The sequence below is a fragment of the Streptosporangium sp. NPDC003464 genome (assembly GCF_053588315.1).
The window spans coordinates 1-17,569 of sequence record NZ_JBSFPS010000224.1; the positions used below are offsets into that span (position 1 = coordinate 1).

Genomic DNA, 17,569 nt, shown 5'->3' on the forward strand with positions numbered 1-17,569 from the left:
GCCATGGTGTGGCTCGCCGACCGCCGGTGCGCCTGGCGGTGCCCGTGTGACTGCGGACATCCTGCGTCGTTGCTACTGGGACCCGTATTCGAGGCGGGTCCTCGCGCCTGGACGGCGGTTCTGCGGCGCCCGGGAGGGCGTCCCTCCGAACCTGGCTTGCCCGATACCGGCCGGCCGTATCCCCCTATCCAAAGATATTCCTTGACAAGAATATTTTCTCTGGTCACATTCCTCGGTATGGACATACTCTTCAGCGCACTGGCCGACCCGACCCGCTGGCAGCTCGTAGGCCTGCTGGCCGAGCGGCCCCGGCCGGTCGGGGTCCTCGCCCAACTCGCCGAGGCACGCCAGTCACAGACGACCAAGCACCTACAAGCCCTTGAGCGTGCCGGCGTCGTCACCTCCCAGCGCTCCGGCCAGCGCCGAATCTACGCGCTCCAGACCGCACCCCTGCGGGAGCTGGCGGCCGCGCTCATTCAGCTGGCCGACACCACCGACCAGATCAGCGGCCCGCACGAGACCTACGACCGCTACAGGCACAACCTCCACGCGGAGCGGCTCGCCGCCCAGGAGCCAGGGTGGGCCGACGGCCGCTCGTTCACGTTCCACCGGTCGCTGGCGGGGCGCCCGGAGGAGGTCTGGCGCCACCTGACCGAGGCCCCCCTGCTCGCCCGCTGGTGGACGCCCGACGACCTGCGCGTCTCCGAGCTCGTCTTCGAGGCGCGACCGGGCGGACGGATCGTCCAGGGGTACCGCGACGCCGAGGTTCTCGAGGTTCTCGAGGGCGTCGAGGGTGTCGACCTGGTCGTCGGGCGCACGCAGGAAGTGGTCGAGGACTCCGAGCTGGTCGTCGGGCGCGCGCAGGGAGTCGTCGAGGACGTACGCGCCGGCGAGCACCTGGCCTACCGGCTCTCCCCGCTGCTTGCCGACGGCAGCCCCGCCTTCACCGCCCACATCCACCTGGACCTTCGGCCCACCGACGCCGGCACGGAACTCGACGTCCGCTTCCGGATCACCGACAGCACGGTCGAATCCGCGGACTTCATCGCGGGCCTCGAGATCGGCTACGGCCAGAGCCTCGACAAGCTCGTGGCGGCCATCGCCGCGGACTGAAACAACACCGGCAACGCCGGGGTACGGCATCATTGCTACCGGGACCCCTGGTGACGCGCTCGGGCAGGCGCACCGGGGCCTGGGGTCCCGGCGGTAATGGAGCGGAATCCAACGGACCTCTTGAGGGGGCCACCGGAATACGGTGAGGGCGGGCCGCGCCGGGCCGCCCTCGGCTGGACCCGGGGTACGGCACCGACGCGATCGAGCGCCCGTACCGGACCGGGGTGGTCACCTGCCGGTGACCGACGGGGACACCCGCCTGTCACCGGCTCACCCTCTGAGTGGACGCAGGGCGGAGCCCCAGGCGAGGACCTGATCGAGGACGAGATTCAGCCGGTCCTCGTGGGCGGCGGCGGGCTTGAAGCCGTCCGCGAAGTCGGTGTGGATCGACAGCCCGACCTGGTTCGACACGGTGGCCACGCTGAGCAGGCCCAGGACGTGCCGCAGGTGCGAGATCGCCCGGGGCGCGCCGTCCACGCCGTAGCCGACGAAACCGGCCGCCTTGTTGTTCCATTCCGCGTACAGGAAGTCGAGGGCGTTCTTGAGCGCGCCGGGGTACGAGTTGTTGTACTCGGGGGTCACGAACGCGTCCAGGGACGAGATCTTGGCCGACCAGCGCTTGGTGTGCTCGTGCCGGTAGTTGCCCATGGCGGGGTGCTCGGGCTCGTCCAGGTTGCCCAGGTCGTAGTCCTTCAGATCGACGAGCTCGTACTCGGCATCGCCTCGCTTGACCGCCAGATCCGCTGAGCGTGGGTGACCTGGTGTTCCTGCCGCACGGCGGCCCGTTCGGGCTGGCCGACGATCCCGCGAGGCCGCTGGTCAAGTCGGACTGCGACCCGCATTCCGAGCTGTTCGCCTCGGCCGATTTCGGTGGCGTCGGGGCCGAGACGGTGATCCTGTCCTGCGGCTACCGGCTCAACCTCGACAGGACTCACCCGATCCTGGGCTCGCTGCCTGGCGTTATCCACCTGCCCGCGACGCTCGGCAGCCATCCGGAGCTGCGGGCCGCCGTCGAGCTGCTGGCCGCCGAGATCGACAGCCCGCGCCCCGGCACGGACACCGTCGTTTCGTCCCTGCTCGACATGTTGCAGCTGTACGTTCTGCGGGCCTACTTCGAGACCGAGGACGAGCTCTGCACGCTGTCCGGCTTCGCCCGCCGCTTCACCGGGCTGGTCGGGCAGCCGCCGCTGGCGTACCTGACCTGGTGGCGGCTGATGAGCGGGGCGCGCATGCTGCGCGAGTCCGACGCGTCGGTGGCGGAGGTGGCCGAGCGAGTGGGATACGGATCGGAGTTCGCGTTCGGCAATGCCTTCAAGCGGGAGTTCGGCGTGGCGCCCGGCCGGTACCGCCGCCGAGTCGCAGTGGCCTAGGCCCAGTTCAGGGCCAGCCGAGGTGCGGCCAGAAGCGGCCACCAGTCGGTCATGTCCGTAACCTCGGAAGCGGGTCAGTGCTGCTCGGCCCCCTGCTCGGGCCGGTGTCATGGGCCGCCGGCCTGCAACCGCGGGCGGTCAGACATCCTCGGCCGAGCCACCGACTTCTCCGTCGACGACGCGGCCGGTCCCGTCCGGCCTCACCGCCAGCCGCCACCCGTCCGGCCACACATGAGCGACTCCAGGATCGACCACCACAGCCTCGCCCAGCCGAGGGTCTCGGTGAAGGTCGCCCGCCGAACTCGGCATTCTTGGTGAAGGTCGCCGCGTTGAACCTGGTGGACTCGGTGAAGGTCGCCTTGCCGAAGACGGCCTCGGTGACATGGCCGCCGGTCAGGTCGGAGTCGATGCGGGTGGCGCCAGTCAGGTCCAGGTGCATTCCCTCCCAGAAGGATGGCTCGGCCGGGAGTGTGGAGCGCTGGTCCGCGGGGCGGGCGCGGGCTCCGGCGGCGTGTACGGCATGCGCAGACATTCGATCTGCCTAAGAAGCCGTTGTCCTACCGAATGTAGTTCCTGCGTTTCCGCTGGTGAGCCCAGGGGTGTTCGCAGCGAACGCGGTTTACGTCCACGTCGGTGGCCCACAATTGGGCGCCGGGGTGCGGGCGTTCCTTCCGCACGACCAGCCCCGTCCCACGCGTCCTCGCCGACGGTGCCGTCGGCTTCGACGGTCGGGGTCCACGCGCTCGCGGGAACCCCGAACCGACACAACAGCGCGCCTGGGCGGGTGCCTACCGCAGGACGGGCCTGCCCTCAAGCACCGCCTTCAGGATCTTCAGGCTGTCGCAGATTCTGTCCCCTTCGAGGAACTCAGGGAGGACCGCCTCCGCCACGCTGGCGACCTTGCCTTCCCCGCCGAGGTAGACAGCGGCATTGGCTCCCTCGGCGTACTCGTCCAGGTGCCCGCGAACACAGGTGTCGGTCGTTGGTTTGCCGGCGAAGTAGATACAGCCCCGGCCGCCCATCTCAAGCCAGGTATGCGCAGACACCGGCCCCTTGACGACGAGGGCGGCCGGGTCGTACAGCGAAGTCGCGAGAAGGTTCCGGACGGTCAAAGACCGGCCGACGAACAGGCAACTGTCCCAGAGGCACACCAGATCCTGTGCCACGACCGAGCCGGTGACGTAGAGCGAAGTGTAGACGTCCGCGTTGCAAAAGGTGATGGGACCGCTGACGGTTAGATCGCCATCGATGACATAGACCGTGTCCTCGTCCTCGCAGGGCGTGTTGCCCAGCGCCAGCGCACCGTCGATCGTCAGGTCACCGCGGTGGACGTAGAAATGCTCGGGTTCCTCACCGAAATAGTCGTCGACATCCCAGCTGGTGCGGTTGCTCGCTTCAGCCATGTCGTACTGCTCCAGTGCCTCCTCAACTGGCACGGCATCCCAGTTTGCGGCGGGCGATTCGAGAAACATGCCTCTCACTTTCGACAGTGGGGTCATCGGCGGGTGGTCGCCGTCGCAGCGTTCGATAGCTGCCGTGATCCTCCCTCACAGCTACGACAGAATGCTGACGGGCGATCCGAGTGAAGGTCACTTCTCCGAGTTCCTTCATCCGAGCGTCGCCCGTCGCAGGTCGCGATCCGTCCGAGCCCTGCTGCCGAAGGCGTCGATCCCGAGGTCCAGACCTGTCGCGGCGTTGTCAGACGCAGGACGTAGGCTCCCGGTCCGATGAGGTGCGACTACAGGCGTGGCACATGCGAGATGACGGCCGGCGACGGGACTGTGAAACTGGCGGCGTTGCGGACCGGGGCCAGGCCCAAACTGCGCGCGGACCTGTTCGCGGTGCTGGAGGGGTCGCTGCTCCGGCGCAGCTCGCAGGCCAACACCGCATTTACCGACACCGATCAGTTCGTCCGTCACCTTCGGCGGGACTCCGCGAAATCCAGTACCGCAGCGACCTGATCGACGGATGCCTGAGAAGCCGTTGTCGTGCCGAACTTGGCGTCGGGTTATAGGACTTGGTCTCCTGGCAGGGTGATTTCTGTGCTGTCCGCGCATGAGAGCAGGGCCTCTTGGAATCTCAGTGGTTGTCGAAGCCGAACGAGATGTCCAGGAGGCCCTGTTGCCACGGTTGTACGCGGTCGCGGCGGGCGAGTCCAGTCCGTTCCACCGTGAGTGTGACTGCCTCGCGCACATGTACGGGAACGCGGACGGCCGGCCGGTCCGGGCACGCGTGTACCCGTCGGACATGACCGATGCCGAGTGGCGGGTCGTGCGGGCGGCGCTGCCGGTGCCCGCCTGGTTGGAAGGGCGGGGCGGGCAGCCGGAGGCGTACTGCCACCGGGAGATGGTCGACGCGGTGCGTTTCCTGGTCGACAACGGGATCAAGTGGCGGGCGATGCCAGCCGATTTCCCGGCCTGGACCTGCGTCTACGCGTCCTTCCGCCGCTGGCGCGACCAGGACCTGGCCGGCGAGTTCCACGACCGGCTGCGCGCGCGGTGCCGCATCGCCGAGGGCCGGGCGGTGGAGCCGACCGCGGGCAACATCGACGCATAGTCGGTCAAGGCCGCCGCCTCGGTCCGGTCCGCGACGCGCGGCTACGACGGCGGCAAGAAGATCAACGGCCGCAAGCGGCACATCGTCGTGGACACGCTCGGGCTGCTGCTTCAGGTGCTGGTCACCGCGGCCGGCGTCACCGACCGCGAGGCCGCCCGCCGGATGCTGCCCGCGCTGCGGGCGAGGCACCGCCGCCTGCGGCGTGTGTGGGCCGACGGCTCCTACACCGGTGACCTGGTCGACTGGGCCGACGAGCGGTGGGGCATCGCGCTGACCGTGGTCAAACGCACCGACGACATGTGCGGCTTCGTCGTCCTGCCGCGACGTTGGGTGGTGGAGCGCACGTTCGGCCGGCTGATGCGCTCACGCCGTCTGGCCCGCGACTACGAAATCACCGACGCCACCACGACCTCCAGCGAACGAGACGACATCACACGTCATCCCTCCCGCACGGCACCGGACTTCACGCCTGACCAGCGCAAACGCAGGAACTACATTCGGTAAGACAACGGCTTCCAAGGAGTCAAGCCGTGGCCCTTAAATGAGGTTTGGAACTCGCGACTTCCTCTGTCGAGCGAGTTTTCGAGTGTGCTGGCCGGTGGCGCCGCCTTCCATATGACCGTTTCTATGTACAAGATGATCGCTCGGTCATCAGCCCGTGTACTGCTGATCGACCACGTCGATCGGCTTCTGCTCTACCGAGGCTTGTTGCTCCAGGTGGAGGACCCTTTCTGCGCGTGGTTCACACCGGGAGGCGCTATCGATCCCGAGGAAACCCCGCAGCAGGCGGCTGCCCGGGAGTTACGGGAGGAGCTGGGACATGTTGTAGGCCTTCCGCTCGGGTCGGTGTCATAGACCGCAAAGTAGGGGCGTATTCCCAGGTCAGGACAGCGCGCCGATGCCTGTCGGAATCCGCTCACCGGCCTGTTCACCGACGTTGATTCTCGGCGCGAGTTCTTGATGCTCACTACCTGCGACCTCGTAGTTTTCCGGTGGAGTGTCGACAGAAGACAGAAGAGAGTCTGTCGACACTGACATGCGATTACATAGAGCTACTTTGCGTCTTATGACGCCGACCCGAGCGCTGGGCCGAGAAGTTCGCCTGGTGGCTTTCGAATCCGAAGTACAAGTACTGCGACGGCAAGCCGGACAGCAAGCCGTGTGAGCCGCAGGCGGGTGGTCGTGTACTGAAGTGCACGGACTACTACTATGCGCCTGAGCTGTGGCTGATGCAGAACGTGCTGGGCGACTGGGAGAGGGCTGGGCACTCCCTGCGAGTTCAGTAGCATCGTCACGCAGAACGAGAAGGCGAAGCCATCTGCGGCCTCGTCGGACTGGTCGGAGACGCCATCATCCAAAGGGCATAGAATGGATCAACAGTAAATTCTCCGATTTCCATGACCAGTATCCGGGCTGTGGTGCCTGGGTCACCTAAATGGACTCTGCTCGATCTGGCGGTACAGGCGTGTTGAACCCGAAGTTCAAACCTGATTGTCATTGATTCCGATGCGATCGAATACGCTCAGGAGCGGTGTGCGGCCGCTCCTGGCCATGCTGGGCGCCACCATCCTGTTGATGGCGGCGCTGGTCGGATCGGCGGCGGCCGAGCAGCCGGTGTTCGAGAGGTGCCGCGGCGTGCATTCGGCATCCCCCGGATGCACGCAGGCACGCGTCATGGTCTCCGAATGCCGGCAAGGATCCGGACGCCGGGGTGAAATCATCTGTGCGGGCGCTCTCCATGTCGTCGACCGGTGTGCGCGCGTCGACGTCGACGGTGCGGGAATGTCCACCTGTGCGGCTCTCAGCTCCGATTATCTGAGTTGCGTCGAGCGAGATCTCTCCCCTCTGTCATGTCAAGAGCTGGGCATCATATTTCTCGACTGCATGCGACAGCTCGGGATGACCGAAAGGAGTTGCCGGGCGGACTGGGGAGAACTGGTGGCATGTAAGACGCGCGCCGTCGACCCCGAATTCTGCCCGGTAACCGGAAATCCCAGGCCCTGGCGGGTTCGTCCAGGCGAGGAACTCGGCGGCCCGGGCGCGCTCCTGGACCCTCCTCTCGCGGGCGGTCATGGAGGGCGTTCAGGAGGGCGGTGAGTGCGGGTTAACCGTACCGATCACGATCAACATCAGCATCTCCCCCATCCGGTCGATGGCCACGACCGGAGCATGCCGCATCCCCATCCCCCGCCCGCGTCCCTGGAACAGGGCTTTCGTCGCGGCGGCCGCGACTCGCCGGCGAGCGACGCACCCCAGGGCCGGCCGCTGGGTGTGTCAGTCGATCCATCCCCGGTAGTGCCAGATGTAGGGGTCGGCCCCGGGCTCAGGTTCGTAGGCCGCCCGGGAGGTCTCCCGAGGGACGACCATGTAGGCCCCCGTCTCCAAAGTGCCATCCGTCACCACCATCGGCCCGGGGACCGTCGTTCCGTCCAGCGGGCCGCCCAGCAAGGTCACGTGTCGCTCGGTCATGGCTCCGACTCTGGCTTACGGGCCCGGCCTGTGTCCCCATGTTCGAAGGATCGTGGCGGGTCGTGATGGGCCGCGTACACCGATCTTGTGGTTGGCGTCGCTGACGGATCGGACAGTCTGTCTGTAGCCGGATCCAGCTCACTGGGCGACAGAGAGACCTGCCTCACTGTCACCTGACCGCTATCTGGGTGGTTCTGTACCGTGCGGGCACGGGCAGAGGCTGAGCCAGGGCGCCCGGGCAGGCCTCCTATGATCCGCCTCTCCCCGGATAAGAGAACGTCTCACTTGGTGAGTCGGTGGTAACAAATCAGCGCAGTGGCGAGGCTGGCGGATCCCTTGACGGTGCCACTGGCCGCTTCAACGCCTAGACTCACCGCCCATGATCCACCTGGACGAGCAGGAGCGCCCGGAACCTCCCCTCGAAGCCGATGAGACCACCACTCTCCTGGGCTTTTTGGAGTTCCAGCGCGCGACCCTGGTGTGGAAGTGCGCGGGCCTGGACGTAACCGGTCTGAAGGCCACCGTCGGCGCCTCGTCGATGACCCTGGGCGGGCTGCTCAAGCACCTGGCCTACGTCGAGGACGACTGGTTTTCTCGATGGCTGCACGGGAAAGACCGACAACCCCCGTGGGACACGGTGAACTGGCAGGCCGACCCCGATTGGGATTGGCACTCGGCCGCCGAGGACTCCCCTGAGCAGCTGCATGCGCTCTGGCAGAATGCCGTGACCCGCTCCCGATCCCTGGTCGCGGAGGCGCTGGCCGACGGCGGCCTGGAGCGTCGGGCCCGGCGCACCTGGCCCGACGGCCGGGCACCGAGTCTGCGATGGATCCTGTGCCACATGATCGAGGAGTACGCGCGGCACAACGGCCATGCCGACCTCCTGCGGGAGGCGGTAGACGGGCTCACCGGAGAGTAACCACTGCGCGGACGTTGTACAGCGCCGACAGCCGCCGGGCCCGGGCTCAACGAGGGTCCGGCGAGCGGCTGTCGAGATCGCGTGGGTCCGGGCGGTCCCTGATCTGCGGAGCGCCGGCCTCTTCGACACCACTCTCGATGAGATGGCCGATTATCGTCGCCATCTTCTCGGTGTCCTCGACCACGTTGACACGTGTGATCTGGCCCCAGCGCAGCTCGATCGTCTGGGCGAACTCGTTGCGGAAGGGGTGGCCGGCGGCCGTGCCGCTGGTCCGCACGAGCGCCACGACCCGGGTACGCCAGGGCCATCCCTTGACGAGCACATCATCAACGGTGAACCGGATATCGGTGAGCAGTCGAAACAGCCGCTCGAACCACCGGCGTTGGGAATCGATGTTGTCGCGTACTCCTCCCATGGCGTTCTCTCCCGCAAAGCGGTGTGTGAACGTCGGCGCGAACATCCTCAGGACGGACTCGATGTCGCGGTCGTTGAGGTGGTTCCAAGCGGTCCGTACCCTGCGCGCGACGATCGTGCTGTACATCCCTGCCTCCAGGTCAGTTCCCTTAGGAGACTGACGCTATCAGGGTCGGTCTCCTCAGGGAACTAGACTGCGGAACATGCAGCGCACCTCATTCGGGGCCATGACCTGCTCCGTCGCGCGGACTCTGGACATCGCCGCCGAGCCGTGGTCCCTGTTGATCATTCGGGATGTTTTCGTCGGCATCATCCGATTCGACGCGATACGGCGCGACCTGGGAATCTCCCGTAAGGTGCTGGCCGAGCGGCTGCAACGGCTCGTCGAGGAAGGCGTCCTCGAGCGCCGCCCGTATTCGCAGCACCCCGTCCGGCACGAGTATCACCTCACGGACAAGGGCCTCGAACTCTGCGAGATCATGTTCGCGATCATCGCGTGGGGAGATCGATGGACCGCGGGCGAGGCCGGGCCACCAGCGTTGCTCCGCCATGAACAGTGCGGTGCAGTGACCCGTGCCCAAGTCTGCTGCGGCGAGTGCGGCGAGCCGTTGAACGCCTCGCAGGTGCACGCCGAGGCCGGTCCCGGAGGCACCGATGGTCCGGGAACCCAGCTGATGCCCGAATATCTGCGAGCCACCTGACGGACACGCCGGCACGCGTACCCGGCAATGCTGCACAGGACAGAGCCCTGCTCTTCTCCCCCGTGCGGGTGGAGCGCGACGCTGGAAATGAGCATGCAGGCGGCACTCGGGATGGGGAGACGGGCGGATGTGGCGTGCGCATCCAGCTGGTCCTTGACGTGACTTGACAAGCACCGGACTCGGCAGGCAGTGGGTGCCTGGTGATCTCGCGCCGTGACCCCACTTGACCTTGACACGGTGACAAGGTCTTCACTGTTGCCAAGGAGGTGGTCCCGATGGCCATGCCGAAACAGGGAACGGATACGGTCCGAGCTTTTCAGGGGCTGGAGGACAGCAGCTCGTCAGTGCGGCTGCGGGCAGCGCTGGCGGTCGGCACGACCCCTGACCCGCGGTTCATCGACAAGCTCATCGAACGATGCGCGATCGAGCCCGAATTCTATGTGCGCGACATGCTGACGTGGGCACTCACCCGCCACTCGGCGTCAATGACGGTACCGGAGCTTCTCAAGGAAGTCCGCTCGGAGCGTGCGCAGGCACGGAGCCAGGCGTTGCACACGCTGTCCAAGATCGGGGATCGGCAAGCGTGGCCGGCGATCACACGGGCGCTTCTGACCGACGCCGACGACGAGGTGGCGCGGAGCGCTTGGCGGGCGGCGGTCGTGCTCGTGCCCGAAGGTGAGGAGCCCGAGCTGGCCGCAGTGTTGTCGACACAGCTCGGGCGCGGTGAGCGTGAGACGCAGCTGAGCCTCAGCCGGGCGCTGATCGCGCTCGGTGAGGTGATCGTGCCAACGCTGCGCGCCGCGATGACGGATCTCGACCCTCGCGTGCGTCAGCACGCGATCGCCACGGAACGGCTGTTGCGCGACCCGGATGCCGGGTTCGGGTTCGCGATCGAGGAGGCGAAGCGCGTCGTGGCCCTCGGCACCACCGGCAAGGAGGGGTGATGGGCAGTGTTGATCGGTGACGTGGCACGGCGGTCCGGGGTCAGCGCCCGCATGCTCAGGCATTACGAATCGCTCGGCCTGGTGCGGCCGACGGGCCGTACCGAGGCCGGCTATCGGGAGTACTCCAGCGAGGACATCCGGCGGATCTTCCATGTCGAGAGCCTGCGGTCCTTGGGGCTGTCGCTGCGTGACGTCGGGCGCGCGCTGGATGATCCCGGCTTCACGCCCTCGGAGCTCGTCGACGACCTCATCCGCCAGACGCGAGAACGCATCGCGGCTGAGACGGAGCTGCTCACCCGACTGCGTCGGATCGGCGCCGCGGAACCCGCCGACTGGGAGGACGTCCTCCAGATCGTCGCCCTCCTGCACGCTCTGGGGTCGGAGAGCGCCGGCAAGCGCCAGCGCGCGGCCCTGTCCTCCGCCGAAGAGGTTCCGGTGCCGGTGGAGGCTCTGGTCGAGGCAGTGTTGAGCGAGACGGACCCGAACGTCGCCGGAGCCCTTCGATGGGCTCTGGCGCGATCGGGCGATGACGGATTGGCGCTGCTGGCGGAGGGTCTCGGCTCACCAGCAGCAGCGGTGCGCAAACGCGCCGTCCAGTCCATCGCCGAGATTCCGAACGGTGAGGCGACCGCGCTGCTGCGGGACTCCCTCGCAAACCCCGACATCGTGGTCCGCAGGTATGCGGCTCTGGCACTCGGGGCACGTGGAGTGGCCGACGCGGTCCCGACGCTCATCGATATGGTCATCGAAGGGACGAATGACGTCGATGCCGCCGATTCGCTGAGCGCGCTGGCGAGTCGTCCCGCGTTGGCGGATCAGATCACTACCAGGATCGTTGATCGCCTCCCCCGGGGCACCGTTGAACCGTCCGCACGTCGACGGCTGACACAGGCGCTCGCGGGTATTCCGGGAGCCACAGCGTCACGGGCCCTCGCAGATCTGTCACATGACGAAGACCGTGCCGTTGCGCTTACCGCGGCATACATTCTCGGGATACGCGACGCACGATGACGGATCTTCCCTGGGGTGCTGCGTGCCCTGGACAAGGGGCCCGGCGCCGCCGAGATCCGCACCGCCGCCTCTGCCGCCGAGCGGGTCGAGAGCGCCGAGCGGGCCTACCGACGGCCGCCCGGGATCGCGGCGGCTCGTTTCCAGGCGGCGTCACGCAGCAGACGCAAGCCGTTGAGGCCGACGATGACGGTGGAGCCCTCGTGCCCGGCCACCCCCAGCGGCAACGGCAGCTCACCGAGCAGGTCCCAGGCCACCAGCACGGCGATGAAGGTGGCGGCGATGACCAGGTTGGCGACCACCAGGCGGCGGGCGCGGCGGGCCAGGGCGAGGACCGCGGGGATGGCGGCCAGGTCGTCGCGGGTGACGACGGCGTCGGCGGCTTGCAGGGTGAGGTCGGCCCCGGAGCCTCCCATCGCGATTCCGGCGTGGGCGCCGGCCAGGGCGGGGGCGTCGTTGACGCCGTCGCCGACCAGGGCCAGCCGGGTGCCGTGCCGCTGCAGTTCGTGGACGGCGCTGACCTTGTCCTGCGGCAGCAGCCCGGCCCGCACCTCGGTGATCCCGGCCTGGCCGGCGATGCGGGCCGCCGCTCGGGGGTTGTCGCCGGTCAACAGGACCGGGGCCGTGCCGGTCAGGCTGGTCAGCTGCGCGAGGGCCGCGGGGGCGCCCGCGCGGATGCGGTCGGCCAGGCCGAAGACGGCGACGCTGCGGCCGTCCAGGAGCATCACGACGGCGCTGAGCCCGTCGTCTTCGAGCTGGGCCACCACGGCGCGGGCACGCTTGAGGTCCTGCTCGGTCTCGGCCGTCCCGGTCTGCTCCAGCAGCCGGGCCGGGCTGCCGAGCTCGACCAGCCGGCCCGCCACCAGGGCGCGGACACCTCGGCCGGGCAGGGCGGCGAAGCCGGTGGCGGCGGGCAGCGGCAGGCCTCTGCGGCGGGCGTCGGCGACGATGGCGCGGCCCAGCGGGTGTTCCGACCCCTGCTCGGCCGCGGCCGCCAGCGCGAGTAGCCGGTCGGCCTCCTGCCCGGCCTCTGTCCCGGCCGTGACATCGGGCTCGGCGTCGGGCTCGCTGCCGGGCTCCCCGCCGAGCCCGACCTCGGACAGGACGCGCAGCTGGGCCAGGTGCGGGCGGCCTTCGGTCAGGGTTCCGGTCTTGTCGAAGGCGACCCGGTCGACGTCGGCCAGCTGTTCCATCACCACGGCGGACTTGACCAGCACGCCGTTGCGGCCGGCGGTGGCGATCGCGGCCAGCAGCGGCGGCATGGTGGCCAGCACCACCGCGCAGGGCGAGGCCACGATCATGAACGTCATCGCCCGCAGCAGGCTGTCCTCCACGGAGGTGCCCCACAGCAGGGGCAGCGTGAACAGGGCGAGGGTGGCGGCGACCATGACGATCGAATAGCGCTGCTCGACCTTCTCGATGAACAGCTGCGTGCGGGCCTTGGTGGCGCCGGCCTGCTCGACCATGGCCACGATCCGGGCGATCACCGTCTCACCGGCGGGCCGGGTGACCTGGACGCGCAGCGCGCCGGTGCCGTTCAGCGTCCCGGCGAACACCTCATCGCCGCTCTGCTTGTCGGCCGGGAGGCTCTCGCCGGTGATGGAGGCCTGGTCGACGTCGCCGGCCCCGGCCACCACGCGCCCGTCGGCGCCGATGCGCTCGCCCGGCCGTACCACGATGACGTCGCCCACCCGCAGGTCGGCGGCGGCCACGATCTCCTCCTCACCCGCGGCGGTGAGGCGGGCGGCCTGGTCGGGCGCCAGGTCCAGCAGGCCGCGCACCGAATCCTCGGTGCGCCTGGTGGCCACCGCCTCCAGCGCGCCAGAGGTGGCGAAGATGACGATCAGCAGCGCGCCGTCGAAGACCTGCCCGATCGCCGCGGCGCCGATCGCGGCGACAACCATGAGCAGATCGACGTCCAGGGTCTTCTCACGCAGGGCCTTCAGCCCGGCCAGGCCCGGCTCCCAGCCACCGGCGGCATAGCAGGTCAGATACAGCGCCCACCAGAGCCAGGCGGGTGCGCCGGCGAGCTGGGCCAGGCCGCCGGTGGCGAACAGCGCGGTGGCCGCCAGGGCCCAGCGCATCTCCGGCAGCGAGCCGGCTCCCGAGCGCCACCAGTGCAGCGGCCTGGGGGGTGGCGCCGGGCGCGCGGCGGCGTCGAACGTGGTCAAATCAGTCGTCACCGAAGCATCTTATATGCGCATTCACGCAGATACGCATGTAGTGAGGTTCGAGGTAGGCTTGCCGCATGCACACCTCGCTGCCCGACTTCGACATGCCGAACGAGGAACAGGTGCATCTGGCCGCCGAGTCCTTCCGCCTGCTGTCCGACCCCACCCGCATCAAGATCCTGTGGGCGCTGCTGCAGGGCGAGTCCAACGTCGCCTGCCTGGCCGAGCTCGCCGACGCCGCCCCCACCGCGGTCAGCCAGCACCTGGCCAAACTCCGGCTGGCCGGACTCGTCAAAGGCCGTCGCGAGGGCACGTTCGTGTACTACAGCGCCGCCGATGAGCACGTCCGGCGCCTGCTGTCCGAAGGGCTGTTCCACGCCGACCACCTCGACCGGGCCGGCCACGCTGACGGGACCGGCCACGCCGAGGCTCGGTTGGACGCGCCGCCGAGCGGACGGGCGGTCGCGCACGCACGCCCCGCACGCTGACCCTTCCAGCCCAGCGGCACGCCGTTCACGCGGGCAGGCCTCCGTCGTGGAAGGCCCGCGGCCCGGCGGCGACGTCGGCGCAGGTGAAGGCGTAGCGGCCCAGGAAGTCGATGTGGTCGTAGGCGATCGGCGACAGCCGGGCACGCATCTCGTCGGTGACGGCCCGGTACCCCCGAAACTACGGCGAGGGGCAGAGCAGCCGTTGATCAGGCGGTGCCTGGCCGTCGGTCGGGCCGCCGTGCAGGATGCGGTGGCCGGTAGACGATTCCCTGTCGGGCCCTCCAGCCCCGGTCCGTCGACGCCCCCGATGACGTGTAACCATGGTTGCATGACCGGGCCGGGGAGTCAGCGGGTGCTGCTGTCCTGCACGGAGCCGGCCTCGACGACGGGCGTTTCGATGCGCCCGAAGCACCCGGCCTGGACGTGGTGCTGCACGGGCTGTCGATGGTGTGCGACGACGAGCGGGGCCTGGACCGGGCCCGTCTTCGACGGGCTGTATGAGTACTTCCGACGCGCCCTGCCGCAGGGACGGGAGCCGGCATGAGCACCGAGACCCACCACGACGTCATCGCGTTCCGGCAGGCGGTGCGGGTCTGGTTTCTCATCTCGCTGCAGACCTTCGGCGGCCCGGCCGGGCAGATCGCCGTCATGCAGCGCACCCTGGTGGAAGACAGACGCTGGATCGGCCAGCAGCGCTTCAACCACGCCCTCAATTACTGCATGCTGCTGCCCGGCCCCGAAGCCCAGCAGCTGGCCATCTACGTCGGCTGGCTGCTCAACGGCACCCGCGGCGGCCTGGTCGCCGGCATCCTGTTCGTGCTGCCCGGCCTGCTCGCGCTGCTGGCGCTGTCGGCCGTCTACATCCTGTGGCAGGACACCGCTGTGGTGACCGCGCTGTTCGCCGGGATCGCCCCGGCGGTGCTGGCCATCGTCGCCCAGGCCGTCATCCGGGTCGCCAAGCGCTCCCTGACCCATCCGATCTTCGTCGCCGTGGCGGTGGCCGCCTTCGCCGCGCTCGCCCTGCTCGGAGTGCCGTTCCCGATCGTCATCGCCGCGGCCGCCCTCGTCGGCTGGAGCGTGCACAAGCTCGCCCCGCACGCTCTCGCGGCGGGCAACGGGCACGGCGGGGACGGCGGGCCGGCGCCGCTGATCCCCGACGACGCCCTGCATCACGCCCAGCCCAGCCTCCGCTCGGCGGTCAAGATCCTGGCCGTCGGGCTGGCCGCCTGGTGGCTGCCGGTGGCCGCGGTCGCGGCGCTCACCGGAACCGACAGCGTGTTCACCACCCAGGGCCTGTTCTTCTCCGGTACCGCGCTGATCACCTTCGGCGGCGCCTACGCCGTGCTCGCCTTCGTCGCCCAGCGCGCGGTGGAGACCTACGCCTGGCTGAGTCCCGGCGAGATGGTCCGCGGCCTCGCCCTGGCCGAGACGACGCCTGGCCCGCTCATCATGGTCGTGCAGTTCGTCGCCTTCCTCGGCGCCTACCGCGACCCCGGCATCCTCCACCCGTGGGCGGCTGCGCTGCTGGGGGCGCTGCTGACCACCTGGGTCACCTTCGTGCCCTGCTTCCTGTTCATCTTCCTCGGCGCCCCCTACGTCGAGCGGCTGCGCCACAATGCCGCGATCAGCGCCGCGCTGACCGGCATCACCGCCGCCGTCGTCGGCGTCATCGCCAACCTCGCCGTCTACTTCGCCGAGCACACCCTGTTCGCCGCCACCCGCACCTGGAGTTGGGGCCCGTTCATCATCCAGCTGCCCGACCTGCCCACGATCAGCCCGATCGCCTCGGCGATCACCCTCACGGCGCTCGTCATGACCTTCGCGCTGAAGTGGCCGGTGCTGCGCGTCCTCGGCGTCTGCGCCCTGCTCGGCCTCGGCACCGTCCTGCTGGGCGGCCGTCACTGATGCGGGATGTCGATGCCGGCCGCGCGCAGCTCCGCCTCGACCAGCGCGTTCAACCGGGCGATGGACGGCTCCTGGTCCTCGCGGTGGTGGTTGACCAGTCCGTACCGGGCGGCGGCGTCTGACTGGTTCCCGAACCCGGCCGGCATCGCCAGCACCGCACGGTTGGCCAGCAGCCTGTCGGCCAGCGTGGAGGCCAGCTTCTCGATCCGCGGGTCGTCCGGATCCCAGGACCGCGCATCCAAGCCGCGCTTGGTCAGCTCGACGAGCTCGGGGTCGTCGAGCGAATGTTCGAGCTGGGTCAGGAAGCTGTCGAAGATCGCCGGAATCAGCACCCGGGCCAGCACCAGAGCCTCCCGTTGAGTGGCCACGTACTCGGGACCGAAGCCGAGATCGGCGAGTCGGTCCAAGACCGCGCAGGCCCGCTCGGGCAGCAGGACCCGGTCGCCATGGGCGAGCCGGTGCAGCGTGTCGCGGCGCGCGATCAGGTCATCGATCCGTTCGCCGAGCCGGCGATGGACGTCGTCCAGGGCGGCGGCGAACCGCTCGGGATCGGCGCCGAGCAGGTCACCGATCTCGGCCAGCGGCACGCCGGCCCCAGCCAGGGTCCGGACCTGGACCAGCCGGAGCAGGTCGGCCGACCGGTAACGCCGGTAGCCGGAACCGTCGCGTTCCGGCTCGGCGACCAGGCCGAGCCGGTGATAGTGCCGCACGGTCTTGATCGTGACGCCGACGAACGTCGCAGCCTGACCGATCGTGAGCCCGTCTGCCATCGGCTCAGCGCACCTCCAGACCGTCGGCGGCCGCGGTCTCGCGAACCGCGTCGGTGACGGCACCGAAGTCCTCGCTCGGGATCGAGCCGTGGTCGCCGGCGACCTCCGCGCTCACCTTGAGGTATGGGTTGCGAGCAATCACAGGGGCGAGGGTAGCGCGCATCTGTTGCGGCTGGTCGCGACAGGAGTTGACCTTGACCTTGGGTCAGGGCGCAGGCTCGTCGCATGGCCGCCTCGAAGGGGCCGAGCCACCAGGGCCGCCGTTGGTTTTCGAGCCGCGCCGGCACCTACTGTCGCGAGATAAGGAATGACCACTCATGATGGGTAAAAGCAGCAGCGGCTTCTCCGGAGCGGGGCTGCGCAGACTGCGTGAGGTGCTGGCGCGGCATGTCGAGTCCGGGAAGATCCCCGGGCTGGTCGCCCTGGTCGGCCGGGGCGGTCAGACGCATGTCGAAGCGCTCGGGACGATGCGCCATGACGGTGGCGCGCCGATGCGGCGGGACACGATCTTCCGGATGGCGTCCACGTCCAAGCCGGTCACGATGGCGGCGGCGATGGTCCTGCTCGATGAGTGCCGGCTGCGGCTGGACGACCCGGTGGATCCGTGGCTGCCCGAACTCGCCGACCGCCAGGTGCTGAAGCGGCCCGACGGCCCGCTGGACGACACCGTGCCGGCGCGGCGGCCGATCACCGTACGGGACCTGCTGACCTCCACGTTCGGGCTCGGCGTGGACATGACGG

At 68.9% G+C, this 17,569-nt stretch carries 20 protein-coding genes and 3 pseudogenes; 13 read left to right on the top strand and 10 right to left on the bottom strand.

The genetic code is table 11. The features are described 5' to 3' along the window. The first annotated feature begins 237 nt into the window (after window positions 1-237). A complete protein-coding gene (locus ACWDS7_RS35990) occupies window positions 238-1,113 on the top strand; it encodes a metalloregulator ArsR/SmtB family transcription factor (protein WP_451932895.1) in 876 nt (291 codons plus the stop codon). A 270-nt stretch (window positions 1,114-1,383) separates the two neighbouring features. Here the strand turns inward: ACWDS7_RS35990 and ACWDS7_RS35995 are convergent, their stop codons facing one another. Continuing rightward, a complete protein-coding gene (locus ACWDS7_RS35995; RefSeq protein ID WP_451932912.1) occupies window positions 1,384-1,851 on the bottom strand; it encodes an NADPH-dependent FMN reductase in 468 nt (155 codons plus the stop codon). Here ACWDS7_RS35995 and ACWDS7_RS36000 point away from each other — a divergent pair. Continuing rightward, window positions 1,845-2,483: pseudogene (locus ACWDS7_RS36000) on the top strand (AraC family transcriptional regulator); the annotation flags it as partial. The gene ACWDS7_RS35995 and the pseudogene ACWDS7_RS36000 sit on opposite strands and share 7 nt — an antisense overlap. Before the next feature lie 605 nt (window positions 2,484-3,088). Here the strand turns inward: ACWDS7_RS36000 and ACWDS7_RS36005 are convergent. Both ACWDS7_RS36005 and ACWDS7_RS36010 read right to left on the bottom strand, forming a co-directional pair. Then, window positions 3,089-3,233 (bottom strand): annotated as a pseudogene (locus ACWDS7_RS36005) (IS1380 family transposase); the annotation flags it as partial. A gap of 38 nt (window positions 3,234-3,271) precedes the next feature. Next, window positions 3,272-3,955, bottom strand: a complete 684-nt coding sequence (locus ACWDS7_RS36010; protein ID WP_451932896.1) for a hypothetical protein — start codon at window positions 3,953-3,955, stop codon at window positions 3,272-3,274. Between the two features lie 288 nt (window positions 3,956-4,243). Here ACWDS7_RS36010 and ACWDS7_RS36015 point away from each other — a divergent pair, with 288 nt between their 5' ends. The 4 genes and pseudogenes from ACWDS7_RS36015 (at window position 4,244) to ACWDS7_RS36030 (ending at window position 5,894) form a co-directional block, all read left to right on the top strand. Next, a complete protein-coding gene (locus tag ACWDS7_RS36015) occupies window positions 4,244-4,444 on the top strand; it encodes a hypothetical protein (protein ID WP_451932897.1) in 201 nt (66 codons plus the stop codon). 286 nt (window positions 4,445-4,730) lie between these two features. Continuing rightward, entirely contained in the window at window positions 4,731-5,039 is a 309-nt protein-coding gene (locus tag ACWDS7_RS36020; protein ID WP_451932898.1) for a transposase, read from the top strand. 39 nt (window positions 5,040-5,078) lie between these two features. Continuing rightward, window positions 5,079-5,543 (top strand): annotated as a pseudogene (locus ACWDS7_RS36025) (transposase); the annotation flags it as partial. A gap of 132 nt (window positions 5,544-5,675) precedes the next feature. Beyond that, the gene (locus tag ACWDS7_RS36030; protein WP_451932913.1) at window positions 5,676-5,894 is read left to right on the top strand and encodes an NUDIX domain-containing protein; all 219 of its coding nucleotides are present in this window, start codon (window positions 5,676-5,678) and stop codon (window positions 5,892-5,894) included. 626 nt (window positions 5,895-6,520) lie between these two features. Here ACWDS7_RS36030 and ACWDS7_RS36035 read toward each other — a convergent pair. Continuing rightward, a complete protein-coding gene (locus ACWDS7_RS36035) occupies window positions 6,521-6,715 on the bottom strand; it encodes a hypothetical protein (protein ID WP_451932899.1) in 195 nt (64 codons plus the stop codon). Between the two features lie 598 nt (window positions 6,716-7,313). Continuing rightward, window positions 7,314-7,508 carry a hypothetical protein gene (locus tag ACWDS7_RS36040; protein ID WP_451932900.1) on the bottom strand — a complete coding sequence of 65 codons (195 nt, stop codon included), beginning with the start codon at window positions 7,506-7,508 and terminating at the stop codon, window positions 7,314-7,316. 379 nt (window positions 7,509-7,887) lie between these two features. Between ACWDS7_RS36040 and ACWDS7_RS36045 the strand changes: the two genes are divergently transcribed. Next, window positions 7,888-8,427, top strand: coding sequence for a DinB family protein (locus tag ACWDS7_RS36045; RefSeq protein ID WP_451932901.1), 540 nt, complete (start codon window positions 7,888-7,890; stop codon window positions 8,425-8,427). Between the two features lie 46 nt (window positions 8,428-8,473). On the opposite strand, the gene ACWDS7_RS36050 is transcribed toward ACWDS7_RS36045, so the two are convergent. Next, on the bottom strand, window positions 8,474-8,968 hold the full coding sequence (locus ACWDS7_RS36050; protein WP_451932902.1) for a nuclear transport factor 2 family protein: 495 nt from the start codon (window positions 8,966-8,968) through the stop codon (window positions 8,474-8,476). Window positions 8,969-9,044: 76 nt separating this feature from the next. On the opposite strand from ACWDS7_RS36050, the gene ACWDS7_RS36055 reads away from it, so the two are divergent. From ACWDS7_RS36055 to ACWDS7_RS36065, 3 genes are all read left to right on the top strand, one after another. Further along, window positions 9,045-9,542, top strand: coding sequence for a winged helix-turn-helix transcriptional regulator (locus tag ACWDS7_RS36055; RefSeq protein ID WP_451932903.1), 498 nt, complete (start codon window positions 9,045-9,047; stop codon window positions 9,540-9,542). A gap of 275 nt (window positions 9,543-9,817) precedes the next feature. After that, window positions 9,818-10,486, top strand: a complete 669-nt coding sequence (locus ACWDS7_RS36060) for a HEAT repeat domain-containing protein (protein WP_370879741.1) — start codon at window positions 9,818-9,820, stop codon at window positions 10,484-10,486. Window positions 10,487-10,492: 6 nt separating this feature from the next. After that, a complete protein-coding gene (locus ACWDS7_RS36065) occupies window positions 10,493-11,497 on the top strand; it encodes a HEAT repeat domain-containing protein (protein ID WP_451932904.1) in 1,005 nt (334 codons plus the stop codon). Window positions 11,498-11,601: 104 nt separating this feature from the next. Here the strand turns inward: ACWDS7_RS36065 and ACWDS7_RS36070 are convergent, their stop codons facing one another. Continuing rightward, window positions 11,602-13,677 (bottom strand): heavy metal translocating P-type ATPase, encoded by a 2,076-nt coding sequence (locus ACWDS7_RS36070; protein WP_451932905.1) that lies wholly within the window; start codon window positions 13,675-13,677, stop codon window positions 11,602-11,604. A 65-nt stretch (window positions 13,678-13,742) separates the two neighbouring features. Here ACWDS7_RS36070 and ACWDS7_RS36075 point away from each other — a divergent pair, with 65 nt between their 5' ends. Beyond that, a complete protein-coding gene (locus tag ACWDS7_RS36075) occupies window positions 13,743-14,153 on the top strand; it encodes an ArsR/SmtB family transcription factor (protein WP_451932906.1) in 411 nt (136 codons plus the stop codon). Between the two features lie 25 nt (window positions 14,154-14,178). Here the strand turns inward: ACWDS7_RS36075 and ACWDS7_RS36080 are convergent, their stop codons facing one another. Next, window positions 14,179-14,301, bottom strand: coding sequence for a hypothetical protein (locus ACWDS7_RS36080; protein WP_451932907.1), 123 nt, complete (start codon window positions 14,299-14,301; stop codon window positions 14,179-14,181). A 392-nt stretch (window positions 14,302-14,693) separates the two neighbouring features. Here ACWDS7_RS36080 and chrA point away from each other — a divergent pair, with 392 nt between their 5' ends. Next, entirely contained in the window at window positions 14,694-16,058 is a 1,365-nt protein-coding gene (chrA, locus tag ACWDS7_RS36085; RefSeq protein WP_451932908.1) for a chromate efflux transporter, read from the top strand. On the opposite strand, the gene ACWDS7_RS36090 is transcribed toward chrA, so the two are convergent. Beyond that, window positions 16,052-16,828 carry a MerR family transcriptional regulator gene (locus tag ACWDS7_RS36090; RefSeq protein ID WP_451932909.1) on the bottom strand — a complete coding sequence of 259 codons (777 nt, stop codon included), beginning with the start codon at window positions 16,826-16,828 and terminating at the stop codon, window positions 16,052-16,054. The genes chrA and ACWDS7_RS36090 overlap by 7 nt on opposite strands. A 4-nt stretch (window positions 16,829-16,832) precedes the next feature. Beyond that, window positions 16,833-16,970, bottom strand: a complete 138-nt coding sequence (locus ACWDS7_RS36095) for a hypothetical protein (protein ID WP_451932910.1) — start codon at window positions 16,968-16,970, stop codon at window positions 16,833-16,835. Between the two features lie 178 nt (window positions 16,971-17,148). On the opposite strand from ACWDS7_RS36095, the gene ACWDS7_RS36100 reads away from it, so the two are divergent. Beyond that, on the top strand, window positions 17,149-17,569 hold a 421-nt coding region (locus ACWDS7_RS36100), incomplete at its 3' end, for a serine hydrolase domain-containing protein (RefSeq protein ID WP_451932911.1).